Raw genomic sequence first — 12,205 nt, 5'->3', positions numbered from 1 at the left:
CCCGTCAGTCGTCTCCTTGGTTGCCGCTCGTGCACCAACGCGATGCAGCGTTGCATGAGTCGTAACGCAGCGTAACGAATGCACGCCTGTCATTCGGTCTAATCGCGAAAATGCGCCGAACCGTCTATAGTGGGTTACGGTTCGACACAATCGTGACTGCGCGCTTCCCGATCGAACAGGGTAAAATCCCGCCAAACACCTTGTGGACGAACACGCCACACACACGCACAACATATTCTCTGACGCAGGCTCCTGCCGCACCTCAATGGCCAATCCCGCAGAATCCCATCCGCAAAACGACTTCATCAATTCGGCGCGCAAGGAACGCAAGCGCGTTGAAATCTATCTCGTCAACGGCATTCGTCTGACGGGATGTATCGAGTCGTTCGACCAGTACCTGGTGATGCTGCGCACCCCTGTGGGTCTGCAAGGCATCTACAAACGCGCCATTTCCACGATCCAGCTCGACACCGGCGGCTCGCGCCCGGGCGGCGGCGGCCCCCGCGGCCCGCGCACCGGCGGGCGCCCCGGCGGCCGTGAAGGCGGCGGCCACAGCCCGTACGGCTCGCACGGCGGCCCGCGCGAATCGCGCGGCGACGGCGGCGGCTACGGCTCCCGCGAGCCGCGTGAAGGCTATGGCTCACGCGAACCGCGCGAGGGCTACGGCTCCCGCGAGCCGCGCGAAGGCTACGGCGCACCGCGCGAGCCCCGCGAACCGCGCGAAAACTACGGCGCGCCGCGCGACAGCGGCGACGCATCCGGCCACGCATCGCCGTCGGATTCCCGCAGCGGCAACGGGCCGGTCATCGTCACGCGCCGCCGGCGAATCGTGCCGGACGGCCAGTAAAACAAAAGGGCAAGCCAACCGGCTTGCCCTTTTTACTTGGCCGGCCGGCGCGGCATGTCGCCGCACCGCCGATCGTTTCAGCTCAGCGCGCCGTCGTCGGCAGGCCGGCGTCGGCCTCGCGCTGCAGCGAACGCACCTGCTGCTGCAACGCCCGCAGTTGCGACTGAAGCTCGGCCTGTTGCGCCTGCAGGGCGGCCGTCTCGCCGCGTACGCTCTTCTGGCGATCCGTGACCGCCGCCTGCTGCTGGCGTGCGATCGAGATATCGGCCTGCAGGCGCCGCGCGCGATCCTGCGTGACTTCGATCTGCTTGTCCATCTGCGCCTTCTGCGATTCCAGCTTTGCCGCCCGCAGTTCGTTCACGGCCAGCCGCTCCGCCTGGCGCGAGAAATCGCGATAGATCGCTTCCGCACGCGTTTCGTCGAAAGTCTTGATCACGCGCCAGAATGCCTTTTGCTGGAACAGCGCGATGAAGTATGCCCCGTCCTTTACGTTGAACAGCAGGCTCGCGCCATAGCTGCCGTTGTAGCTCGTGCGCATCTCCGTCAGCGAGCGCGCCTGGATCTGGCGCTGCAGGTCGTCCACCGTACTCGGCCCCGTCGTGTCGCCCGCCTGCGGCTGAATCGACGTCTGCGCCTGCGGATCGATCACCGGAATCGCTGCGACCGGCGCCGACGCCTGCTGTACCGCCGGCGAACCGCTGTCCGCCAGGCTCTGCGCATATGCGCCTTGCATGCCTCCCACCATGGCGAGCAACATGCACGCCCTTCCCAACCCCGTCATATGGTTCATGAAGTTCAATTCCCGCCCGAGTCGTTGTAATTCAGCGCGATTTTATCTCATTAATTACTCGTTTTCGCGGGTCTCGGGCTCCTCGTCGAATATCTGATACTTGCGCATTTTTTCCCACAGTACCTTGCGGCTGATGCCGAGCTGCTGCGCCGTGTCCTGACGCCGCCAGCCATTGGCGTCGAGCGCCGCGATGACGCGGTTGCGCTCGTTCATGTCCCACTTGCTGCGATCGACGAAGACCTCGGCCGCGCTCTCCACCGGCACCGGCTGCGCCGAGCTGCGCGCGTGCGCAATCAGCCGCTGCAGCCGCGCCGCATCCCACCCGCCCGTCTGCCGCACCGTCACCCCGACGCGCTCGGCGAGGTTGCGCAACTCACGCACATTACCGGGGAAATAGCTGTCCGCGACCGAATCCGTCAACCAGTACGGCAGATCGGACAACTGAGCGAGGCGGTCCTCGCCGACAACCTGCGCGACGAACGACTTGAACAGCGCGATCTTGTCGACCGCGCCGCGCTCTTCCAGCGACGGAATGCTCAGCTCGATCACGGCGAGCCGGTAATAGAGATCGGCGCGGAACAGGCCGTCCTTCACGAGTTGCGGCAGCTTCTTGTTGCTGGCCGCGACCAGGCGGAAATCGACCTTGACCGGCGTCGTCGCACCGACGCGCAGCACCGCGCCGTCCTCGAGCACGCGCAGCAGCTTGACCTGCTGGTACAGCGGCAGGTCGCCGACTTCGTCGAGGAACAGCGTGCCGCCGCCCGCCTGCTCGAAATACCCTTTATGCGCAACAACCGCGCCCGTAAACGACCCTTTCGCGTGGCCGAAGAACAGCGATTCGAACAGGCCGTCGGGAATCGCGCCGCAGTTCACCGGCACGAATTCGCCGTGCCGGTAACGCGAGTGCTTTTCGTGCAGCAGTTGCGCGATGCGCTCCTTGCCGACGCCGGTCTCGCCGTGCAGCAGTACGTTGGTGTCGCAGTCGGCGAACGTATCGACTTCGTGCAGCAGCGCCTGCATCGATTCCGAATGCGCGACGAGTTCGGACGGCTGCGACGTTTCGGCCGCGTGCGCACGCAGCTGCGTGACCAGCTTGCCGATCATGCCGCGCAGCTCGGCGCACGTGAAGTCGAGCGGCAGGATGTGCGAGTACTCGGGCGGATACTGCGACGCGTCGTGATCGCGCGCCGCGCCGACCCAGACGACCGGCATGCCGATGTTGGCCTGCCAGTCGCGCAGGAAAGCCGCGCCGATCTCGATCATCGTCACGCTGATGATCGCCAGCGACGGCCTCAATGCGGCGCGCTCGGGCGAGATCTCCGCATTGTCGGCGCGAATCACTTCGACGTCGAAGCTCGCCATGCAGCGGGCGACGCGGTCGACGATGTCCGCCTTGCCTTCCCAGACGTACAGGTCGAGCTCTTCGATTGCGGGCGTATTTCTCATCTTCTTCAATAAACCGTTTGGGCAACCCCGCAACTGAGCGAGATCTGATGGACCGTCGCCGCGCCCACCTGGACGCCGAGGAGATTCAGCAGCGGAACGAGGACGGCGTCCAGGCTCGACAGGAGCGGACCAAGCAGGCCGCTCAAGAAGGTGAGCAACGTGGACACGAAATTCCCCGGGACCGTCAGGACGGGGATGCCTAACAAGCTGAGGTTGACGCTGATATTCGCGGCCGCGAGTTGCGTCAGTGCCGAGCTGAGGGCCGAACCGAGCGCATTCGAGTTCACCGTCCAGTAGTCCGCATCGAGTCCCGGCACGCCGCTGAACGTATTCGACTGGGCGGCACCTTGCACCTGAACCGATATGTTGGACATGGAGACAGTCAACTGTGCAAGCCCGAGAACGTTGGCATTGATGATCTGCGCGGGCGACGCACAACTGTAATTCGACGACAGGCTGATCTGGCCGGACGCATTGAGCGGCGGCTTGCCGATACACAGATTGGCCACACCCGGTTGCGCGGTAATGACGACCGTGCTTGCCGCCTGCGTCGACGCGCATTGCGTCGAATTCAACGTCGCGGTGCCGGTGCCGACTTGCAGATACACCGGCAGGTTGACGTCGACATTCACGTTCAGCACGTTCAGCAACGCGCCGAGCAGCGGCAACTGTGCCGTGCCGAGGTCGACATTCAGATACACCCCCACCGCGGCGGTCGAAGCCTTGGTTCGCCAGGTTCCGGTCGACGGATCGATCCCGCCTTCGCCGATCCCGATCGCCGGCGGACTGATGATCTGCACCTGCAGCTGCGTCCCCGTCAGCCCGCCGAGATTCAGCGACGGCACATTGACCGTGATCGCCGGCTGGCCCGCTGCCGCGATCTCCGCCCCGACGAGCAGCAGGTCGAGCAGGTCCACTTGCGCGTTGACCGCCGCCTGCGTGTCTGCAAGCGCGACGTTCAGCAATCCGTTCACTCCGCCGAGGCCGATCGATGTGCCCGGAATGTTGGCATTCAGGATCGCCTGCAGCGTGGCGAGGCTCGCCTGCAGGTTCACGTTCGCGACGGCCGTCTGCGTTGCCGCATTCACCATCAGCTGCACCAGTTGCGGCAACGTGAGCTTCAGCGCGAGCAACTGGTCGACCGTGCCGACGCCCGCCGCCACGACGAGGTCGCCGACGGTCACGTTCGTACAGGCGAGCGCTTGATACGACCCGATGTTCAGGTTCAGGTTGGCGCCGAGCAGTGCACCGATCAGCCCGTTGACGAGCCCCGGATTGCCGGAAGTCGGCGCGGACCCGCCGGCGCAGCCGACGCCGCCCAGCGCGGCAAGCGTTGCGCCGACCGAGAAGGTATCGATGTTCGTCGAGCGCGCGGTCGATACCGCGGACACCGTTTGCAGCGGGCCGACGAAGAAGAACGGCACCTGGCGCGAGACGGTCACCCGGGCCGCGTTCAACTGCGTGGTCCCGGCGGTCGCGGCAGCGTAATAACTGGGGGCCGCGTTGACCGCCGTATCCCAGCGGCCGCACTGGATGGCAATCGTGTCGCCGTTCGCCGTATTGAGCCCGTTCGACTGCGCGTTGTTGGTCGCGGTGATGGTCGGTTGCCCGCAGGCGTCATCCATGCGCTGCACGGCCGCGAGCGCGGCCATGTCGGCAATCCGTTGCATGTCCCGACGCTGGAAAAAGAGATTGCCGACGCCAATGGCGCCAAGCGTCGTCACGGCAATCAGCAGCGCGATGATTGCCATCACCGAGAATGTGCCCCGCTGCCTTGACGCAAGGCGGAATGCACCGCCGCCGTGTCGGGTAGTCACCGTCTTGCTCCGTCAGTGTGCGAGGTCGCCGCCGGACTGTCCGCCGCTTCCGCCGCCGCTGCCGCCGCCGCCCGACCCCGACATCGTCCCGTACCACTGCGGAATCGGCGCCTTGAACGAATTGAGATAGCGTTGGTAGGCATACGTGCCGGCCGCGCCGTCGATCGGCTGGGGCGTGGCGGCCGCGCGATTCGAGCGCTGCAGGTCGAGCCACGCATTCGTCGCATGATCGATTTCGGACGCCGGCGGCTTGCCTTGCGCATGCGCGACGCCCGAGCAAAGCGCGAACGCGATGCACGCGGCACACATGCGGATTGGGGAAAGGTGAAACATGATGGTCTCCGTGAATAGCGTCGTTATCGCGCGAACCGCTGCAGCAGCGGCGCGGCAAGATCGAAATTGTCGCTGCTCGCAACCGACGGCACGGACGCATTGCCGGGCACGCGTACGGCTGCCAGTTGCTTCGCGCGCATCGCGGCCGCGACCTTCGTCTCGTCATCCTGAATCTCGCCGCGCACCGCGGGCGAAAGCTTCTGCTCGTCCATCAGCCGCCGCGCTTCCTTCCCATGCCCGCTCGCGAGCAGATAAAGCACGAAGTTGCTGAGGATTTTCGGATTCTTCTGCTCGAGTTCCGCGGCCTTCAGCAGCGGCACGCGTGCGCCTGCCAGATCGCCTTCACGCATCTTCGAATACGCGAGATCGGACAGCGTCGCCGCATCGGTCGGCGCCAGCACCGTCGCCTGCTCGAGCTGCTGCGCGGCGAGTGCGAAATTGCCGCGCGCGCCGGCAGTCAGGCCCAGCCCGCGATAGCCGCGCGCGGCAAGCGGCGTCGTCAGGAGCTTCGTATAGGCGGCCACGCCCTCGTCGTACTGGCCGGTCGCCCGCAATGCGTCGGCGCGCAGCAGGATCGTGTCCGGCGATGCGCCATATTGCTTCTCGTACTGATCGATGTGCGCCAGCGACGCAAAATACAGCCCCTGCCCCTGCATCCGCTCGATCAGGCCCAGATACATGCCCGGTGTATCGGGCGGCGCGTTCTTGTCGGCAGCCGCCTGCATCAGCGCGCCGCGTTCGGCCTGCGGACCGATCCCGTACCCGGACTCCTTGAACAGCGAGCACCCGCTGGCGAGCAACGTGAACGCCGTCGCGCCTGCGATCGTGCCGATCCAGCCAAATCGTTTCATCTCGTATCGCTCCTTCCCTTCGGGCCGCGTCAGTGCTGAATCGCGGCAAGCGCGGACAGCACGGTCATGATCCCGGGCCCCGCGGTGACGATCAACAATGCCGGCAACAGCGTGATGATCATCACGCCAGTCATCTTCACCGTCAGGCGGCCGATCTGCTCGCGCAACGTCGCACGACGCCCTTCGCGCAGACGATCGCCGAACTGTTTCAGCGGCTCCTGAACCGCGCCGCCGTGTTTGTCCACCTGGATCAGCAGCCGCACGATCGCGCGCAGATCCTCGTTGTCGAAACTGTTCGTGAGGCGTTGCAGCGATTGTTCGCGCGTGCGTCCCGCCGCGAACTGCCGCTGGGCAACGCCCAGCTCCCACGACAGCACGGGCAGCATGGTCTGAAAATCGTGCGTGACGACCTGGATGCTCTGGTCGAGCGACAGGCCGACCCCCTGCAACAGCCGCAGCATGTCGACGAGCAGCGGCAATTCGGCCGCAATGCTCTGCCGGCGGGCGGTGGCGCGCCGGCGCACGTAGATCTTCGGCAGCATGTAGCCGGCGACCAGCGCGACGGAGATCCAGAGCAGCCAGCGCCCCTCCTGGCCACGGCTGATCAGCACCAGCACCGCGAGCAGCGGCAGCACGATCGCGCACGCGATGCGCGCGCTGACGAACAGCGCCCTGGCACGAACGTCGACAAAGCCGCATTGCTCCAGCAGTTGACGATCCTCGTCGGCGATCAGATAACGGCTGAAGCCGGTTTCGAGCCACCGCATCCCGACGTTCTCGAAACGCGCGCGCAGCCCGGCGAAACGGACGCGCGGCGCAGCGGGCGCGGCATCCCGCGCCGGTTCGGTCGAACCGGCGCGCGCGGCCGCCGCTTCCATCGCCGCCGTCCGGCGGTCGAGCGCATTCACCAGCGCGCGTTCGGCACGTTGCACAAGCAGGGCGCGCACGATCGCCAGCGCGGCAAGCAGCAGCACGCCGACCGATCCGAGCACCAGCGCAAGTGCGCCTAAACGGTTTGCATCCATCGATTCACCTCAACCGCGCGAGCCGGTACAACCAGAAGCCGCCCATCGCCTGCAACCCGAATGCCAGATAGATCAGTTGGCGGCCGGCATCGTCGCTCCACATCGCCGTGAAATAGCGCGGACTCGTGGCGATGACGAAGCTGCCGACCGCGATCGGCAACAGCGCGAGCACCCATGCAGACAGCCGGGTCTCGGCCGACATGGCGGACAGCTCGCGTTCGGCTTGCTCGAGGTCGCGCATGAACGTCGACATCCGGTCGAGCATCACGTCCGCCCGCCCGCCGTAACGGACCGACAGGCGCAGCACCGCGCCGACCAGCTCGAATTCGCGGATCCGGTACGCGTGTGCGATGTGCAGCATCGCGCGATCGATCTCGACACCGGAGCGCAGCCCCTGCGACACGTCGTCGAGACAGCGGCGCAGCGGCATCTCGGTCGTCTGAAGCGCCGACTGGAACGCGGCCGGCACGCTGTTTCCAAGCGTCACCAGCCGCACGATCCCGTCGAGGAACGACGGCAACTGCCGGACGATCTTCAGGCGGCGCCGGCTGATGCGCGACGTGATCCACAGCACGACGATCACGCCGCCCCCCACGAGTGCGGCCGCGGCCGCAAGCACGCCGCCGGCCACGCCGGCCCACAGCACGAGCAGTGCGATGACGACCAGCGCCAGCACGAGGCCGGCGCGAATTTCATCGAGGCCGGCACGATCGGACAGCACTTTCCACGCGGCGCCCACCGACGCGCGCCAGCGCGCGAACCCTTGCTGCGACTCCTGCGCATTCGCCGTACCGGCCGCCGCGGCACGCGCATTGCGCGCGTCGCCGGCCGGCGCCGCGGCGCGCGCGCCCTGTCCCACCCGGCTGTCGAAGAACCGTTGCGCATGCGCGCGTCCCTCGCGAACCTGGCTTCCGCGCCACAACAGCAAGCCGGCCGCCGCGCAGATCAGCGCGAACATCAGTGCCAGCAAGGTGGCGCTAGACATTGAAGCCTCCGCCCCGCCCGAAGTTGGCGCCGAACCCGCCGCCGCTCGCCACGAGCGTATTGCGGAAGCGCGCGAGCTTCGGCGAATGCGGATGAATGCCGAGCGACTCCCAGTGATCGACCTCGTCGCCCTCCGGCGTGACGCGCGCCTCGTAGCGGTACAGTTCCTGGGTCGATACGATGTTGTCCGACATGCCGGTGACTTCGGTGATCGACAGGATCCGCCGGCGGCCGTTGGACAGCCGGCCGATCTGCACGATGAAATCGATCGCGTTGGCGATCTGCCGGCGCAGGCTTGCCTCGGTGCCCTGGAAACCGGCGAAGCCGGCAAGCATCTCGAGCCGGTACAGACATTCGCGCGGCGAACTCGCGTGCACGGTGCCCATCGATCCGTCGTGGCCGGTATTCATCGCCTGCAGCATTTCGAGCACTTCGCCGCCGCGCACTTCGCCGACGATGATGCGGTCCGGCCGCATCCGCAACGTGTTGCGCAGCAGGTCGCGAATCGTCACGACACCGCTGCCGTCGAAGCCGCCGGGGCGGCTCTCGAGCCGTACGACGTGCGGGTGATTCAGCGACAGCTCGGCCGTATCCTCGATCGTCACGACGCGTTCCGCCAACGGGATGTGGAACGCAAGCGCATTCAGCAGCGACGTCTTGCCCGAGCTGGTGCCGCCCGACACGAGGATGTTGCAGCGCGCCTCGACCGCGGCCTCGAGCAGCCGCCCGATTTCCTCGTTGAAGGTGCCGTTGCCCAGCAGATCCTCGGGCTTCAGCGGGTCCTTGCGGAACTTCCGGATCGATACGACCGGCCCGTCGATCGACAGCGGCTCGATGACCACGTTGACGCGCCCGCCGTCGGGCAGCCGCGCGTCGACCATCGGATTCGATTCGTCGAGCCGTCGGCCGACCGGCGCGAGAATCCGTCGCACGATCCGCAGCAGATGGGCGTTATCGGTGAAACGGATCGGCAGTTTCGACAGAATCCCGTGCCGCGACACATAGATGTCGTTGTAGCCGTTGATCAGGATGTCCTCGACGTGCGGGTCGCCCAGCAGGTCCTCGATCGGCCCGAATCCGGCGAGCTCCTTCGTCAGCGCCTCGGCAACCTCGCGCACCTCGCTCTCGTTGAGCGGGATCCGCCGCAGCCGCACGAAGCTGTCGATCTCGAGATCGACGAACTGGTTGATCGCTTGCCGCGACCAGCGGCCGAATTCGGCGCCCAGTTCCTCGATCCGCGTGAGCAGATGCTCGTGCGCGGCATTCTTGATGTCGTGGAACTGTTGCGTTTGCGAGAACGGGGCTGCGCCGTCGGCAAATTGAATGTCGTGTGCCATCGCTTACGACCGCTTCGAAGAGGATTGAATGATTCGCCTGAGTGCCGAGAGGCCGCCCGCAGTCCGCGGTGCCGGCCCCGGCGTCGGAGTACCCGCGAGGCGCTCGACCAGCGGCCCGAGCGCCCGCACGTACGGATCGCGTTCCGCGACCTCTGCAATCAGCTTGCCCTGGTTCGCCGCATGCCCGATCGACACGCGTCGGGACGGCAGCGTCGCGACCAGCGACAGTTCGAGCCGCTCGGCGATCTGCGCCGGCATCAGCCCGAGCTCGGCGTCGAACTGGTTGACGACGAGCCTGATCCGCTCGGTCGCGGCGCCCGCCTCGCGCAAGCCGTCCAGCATCTCGACCGCCGACACGACCGACGCCACGCCCTGATCGCAGATGAGCCAGGCCTCGTCGGCAAGATTCACGACCTGCGCGACGAATTCCCGATTCGGGAAACCGCCGAGATCGACGATCTGGTGATCGAAAAACGCGCGCAACCGGTTCAGCAACGCCGCGCACGACGCCGTCGCCACCTCGCGCAGATCGGCGAGGTTCGGCGGCAACGTCGTCAGGGCGACGCCGCTCGCATGGCGCGCGAGTGCAGTCGTCACGAACGTGCGGTCGATGCGGCGCAGGTTGCGCACGGCCTCGACGAAATGGAATTCGCAGCGCGTATTCAGGAACAGCGCGCCGTCGCCGGCCGGCAACCCGAGATCGAGGAGCGCCGCCGCGTGAGCGGGATCGGCGGTTCGCCGCTGCATCAGTACCGACAGGTTCGCGGCCAGCGTGCTCACGCCCATCCCGGCGCGCGCACCCAGCAACGCAGTGACCTTGCCGTGACGGTTCGCCGGCTCGCCGACGTTGTCGAGCAACACGCGCGTGATGCGCAGCGCCTCGTCGGCAGATGCGGAAAAGTCGACGAAGTCGCGCACGCCCGCGCGCAGCGCGGCAAGCGCACCCTCCGGTTGCGCGAGCGAGCCCAGCGCGACGACCGGCACGCCCGGGTGCGACTGGCGCACGGCGGCGACCACCGTGCTCGCCACCGCGCAATCACCCGAAAAATCGATGAATACCAGGGCCGGATTCAATACGCCGATGCGCTGCGTCAGCGCCGCGCCGTCGAGCCGCGTCCCCTCGACCGAGCCGACCGAGACCAGCGACTGGGACAGCCATTGCACATGCTCCGTCAGTGACGACGCGCATACGAAGTAGTCGGTAACGGCGGGCTCAGCCAAAGAAAAGGTTCTCGCATTCATTTCGGATACTCACGATGAAGCAAGGCATCGCGTCGCGCGCGACGGCCTGTGCTGTCCCGTAACGATTCGGCGCGCTCATTTCGAGAACCCCGGCCCGGCATCCGGCGACGCGATGCCGCCCAGATACGAACGCCACACGGGCCCGTCGCGCTGCTCGGACAGTTCGCCCGGCGTCGCCGGCAGCGGTGCGCCCTGCGCGATCGGTGCGACGAGATGCGGCGTAACGATGATCACGAGCTCCTTGTCGTTCTGCTGGTAACTCAGATTCTTGAAGAACGCGCCGATGATGGGCAGGTCGCCCAGGAACGGCACCTTGTTGACGTTGGAGGTGGTCTCGCGGTCGATCAGGCCGCCGATCACGAAGCTCTCGCCGTCGCCGAGTTCGACCGTCGTGTCCGCCCGCCGCGTCGTCAGCGCAGGCACCTGCACGCCGTTGATCGTGATCGAGTGGACGAAGTCGAGCTGGCTCGACTCGGGCGCGACCTTCAACGCGATCCGGCGCGGATTCAGCACGGTCGGCGTGACGGTCAGCCCGACGCCATAAGGCTTCCAGTCGATCGAGATCGTGCCCAGCGATTGCGGCACCGGCACCGGGATCTCGCCGCCCGCGAGGAAGTTCGCACTCTGGCCGGACAACGCGACGAGCGTCGGCTGGGCGAGCACGCGGGCGAGATTGTTCGCCTCGAGAATCGACAGGTCGGCGAACAGCCCGCGCGACACCGAATTGACGACCAGGTTGAAGGCCGACGAAATCGGCACGTTCGTGTTGTACGTCAGCGCGCCGCCGGGGTTGCCGGTAATCGACGTCAGCCCGGTCGGCGCGAATGCGCCGAACGAGAAACCGTTGCTCTGCTTGAAGAAGTTGAGACCGGCCTGCTTCAGCACCGAGCGGCTGAATTCGACGACGCGCACGTCGACCTGCACGACGTTCTTGCCGGAAATCGTCGATGCATCCACGGTCGTCCCGTCCTTGCCGCTGAGCGTATTCGCCGCATGGACCGCCCGCTGATGCCCCTCGAGCGTCCCGGACGCACCGCCGATCACCGTCGCGCCGCCGTACGTATTCACGTTCGGGGTCGTGCCGTCGAGCAATGCGCGCGCCGCACCGTTCGTGACATTCACGTTGTAGATGGTCGGCTCGTCACGGCCGCGTTCCCAGATCATCACATTCGTCGTCCCTGCACTCTTCGCGACGAGCAGCACGCCGCCGCGCCCGCCCTTCACGACCAGCACGTCGGCAACCGCCGGATCGCCGACAGCAACCCGCTGCAGCTCGCGCCCCGTCGCAAGCTGCTTTTGTGCGCCGATCGCCAGGCTGATCGTGCCGCTCGTGCCGTTGGTATCGGCCGCGTCCGACAGCGGCGGCATGGCCAGCGCGCTCAATGCAATAGCAAATCCAATCAGTTTCTTTTTCATTGTTTTGGAGGCATCGGACCGCCCCCCTTCTCTGGTTGTCGTCTACGTCCTGCTCAATAGGCGACCATTTCGGCCCGCCCACCCCGAATCACTTCGATGCCGCCGCCGGCGTGGTGC

The 12,205-nt window shown here is 66.3% G+C and carries 11 protein-coding genes; 1 reads left to right on the top strand and 10 read right to left on the bottom strand.

Annotated features, from left to right (window positions below):
* Positions 1-265 precede the first annotated feature (265 nt).
* Positions 266-847, top strand: a complete 582-nt coding sequence (gene hfq / locus GQ57_RS14730; protein WP_034198229.1) for an RNA chaperone Hfq — start codon at positions 266-268, stop codon at positions 845-847.
* A gap of 82 nt (positions 848-929) precedes the next feature.
* Here the strand turns inward: hfq and GQ57_RS14725 are convergent, their stop codons facing one another.
* The 10 genes from GQ57_RS14725 to GQ57_RS14680 form a co-directional block, all read right to left on the bottom strand.
* Complete coding sequence (locus GQ57_RS14725; RefSeq protein ID WP_031398565.1) at positions 930-1,637, bottom strand: DUF2968 domain-containing protein; 708 nt, start codon at positions 1,635-1,637, stop codon at positions 930-932.
* Between the two features lie 54 nt (positions 1,638-1,691).
* Positions 1,692-3,083 carry a sigma 54-interacting transcriptional regulator gene (locus GQ57_RS14720; RefSeq protein WP_031398564.1) on the bottom strand — a complete coding sequence of 464 codons (1,392 nt, stop codon included), beginning with the start codon at positions 3,081-3,083 and terminating at the stop codon, positions 1,692-1,694.
* A gap of 5 nt (positions 3,084-3,088) precedes the next feature.
* Positions 3,089-4,900 (bottom strand): TadG family pilus assembly protein, encoded by a 1,812-nt coding sequence (locus GQ57_RS14715; RefSeq protein ID WP_031398563.1) that lies wholly within the window; start codon positions 4,898-4,900, stop codon positions 3,089-3,091.
* A gap of 12 nt (positions 4,901-4,912) precedes the next feature.
* The gene (locus GQ57_RS14710) at positions 4,913-5,233 is read right to left on the bottom strand and encodes a DUF3613 domain-containing protein (RefSeq protein WP_031398562.1); all 321 of its coding nucleotides are present in this window, start codon (positions 5,231-5,233) and stop codon (positions 4,913-4,915) included.
* Positions 5,234-5,256: 23 nt separating this feature from the next.
* Positions 5,257-6,084, bottom strand: a complete 828-nt coding sequence (locus tag GQ57_RS14705) for a pilus assembly protein (RefSeq protein ID WP_031398561.1) — start codon at positions 6,082-6,084, stop codon at positions 5,257-5,259.
* A gap of 29 nt (positions 6,085-6,113) precedes the next feature.
* The gene (locus GQ57_RS14700) at positions 6,114-7,109 is read right to left on the bottom strand and encodes a type II secretion system F family protein (RefSeq protein WP_031398560.1); all 996 of its coding nucleotides are present in this window, start codon (positions 7,107-7,109) and stop codon (positions 6,114-6,116) included.
* 4 nt (positions 7,110-7,113) lie between these two features.
* A complete protein-coding gene (locus GQ57_RS14695) occupies positions 7,114-8,094 on the bottom strand; it encodes a type II secretion system F family protein (RefSeq protein WP_031398559.1) in 981 nt (326 codons plus the stop codon).
* Positions 8,087-9,430, bottom strand: a complete 1,344-nt coding sequence (locus GQ57_RS14690; RefSeq protein WP_031398558.1) for a CpaF family protein — start codon at positions 9,428-9,430, stop codon at positions 8,087-8,089. The genes GQ57_RS14695 and GQ57_RS14690 overlap by 8 nt, the downstream gene beginning before the upstream one ends.
* Positions 9,431-9,433: 3 nt before the next feature.
* Positions 9,434-10,672: a fimbrial protein gene (locus tag GQ57_RS14685; protein ID WP_031398557.1), complete on the bottom strand. Its 1,239-nt coding sequence runs from the start codon at positions 10,670-10,672 to the stop codon at positions 9,434-9,436.
* 75 nt (positions 10,673-10,747) lie between these two features.
* A complete protein-coding gene (locus GQ57_RS14680; protein ID WP_034198228.1) occupies positions 10,748-12,088 on the bottom strand; it encodes a type II and III secretion system protein family protein in 1,341 nt (446 codons plus the stop codon).
* Positions 12,089-12,205 lie beyond the last annotated feature (117 nt).

The sequence above is a fragment of the Burkholderia sp. MSh2 genome, from assembly GCF_000731655.1.
Taxonomy (GTDB): Bacteria; Pseudomonadota; Gammaproteobacteria; order Burkholderiales; family Burkholderiaceae; genus Burkholderia; species Burkholderia paludis.
The sequence above is the reverse complement of the archived record's forward strand: the minus strand, read 5'-3'. Positions and strand labels throughout refer to the sequence as shown.

Coding starts and splice junctions, on each gene's coding strand:
- GQ57_RS14720 (WP_031398564.1), bottom strand. CDS start 3,083: ATGAGAAATACGCCCGCAATCGAAGAGCTCGACCTGTACGTCTGGGAA.
- GQ57_RS14695 (WP_031398559.1), bottom strand. CDS start 8,094: ATGTCTAGCGCCACCTTGCTGGCACTGATGTTCGCGCTGATCTGCGCG.
- hfq (WP_034198229.1), top strand. CDS start 266: ATGGCCAATCCCGCAGAATCCCATCCGCAAAACGACTTCATCAATTCG.
- GQ57_RS14700 (WP_031398560.1), bottom strand. CDS start 7,109: ATGGATGCAAACCGTTTAGGCGCACTTGCGCTGGTGCTCGGATCGGTC.
- GQ57_RS14680 (WP_034198228.1), bottom strand. CDS start 12,088: ATGAAAAAGAAACTGATTGGATTTGCTATTGCATTGAGCGCGCTGGCC.
- GQ57_RS14705 (WP_031398561.1), bottom strand. CDS start 6,084: ATGAAACGATTTGGCTGGATCGGCACGATCGCAGGCGCGACGGCGTTC.
- GQ57_RS14710 (WP_031398562.1), bottom strand. CDS start 5,233: ATGTTTCACCTTTCCCCAATCCGCATGTGTGCCGCGTGCATCGCGTTC.
- GQ57_RS14685 (WP_031398557.1), bottom strand. CDS start 10,672: ATGAATGCGAGAACCTTTTCTTTGGCTGAGCCCGCCGTTACCGACTAC.
- GQ57_RS14690 (WP_031398558.1), bottom strand. CDS start 9,430: ATGGCACACGACATTCAATTTGCCGACGGCGCAGCCCCGTTCTCGCAA.
- GQ57_RS14725 (WP_031398565.1), bottom strand. CDS start 1,637: ATGAACCATATGACGGGGTTGGGAAGGGCGTGCATGTTGCTCGCCATG.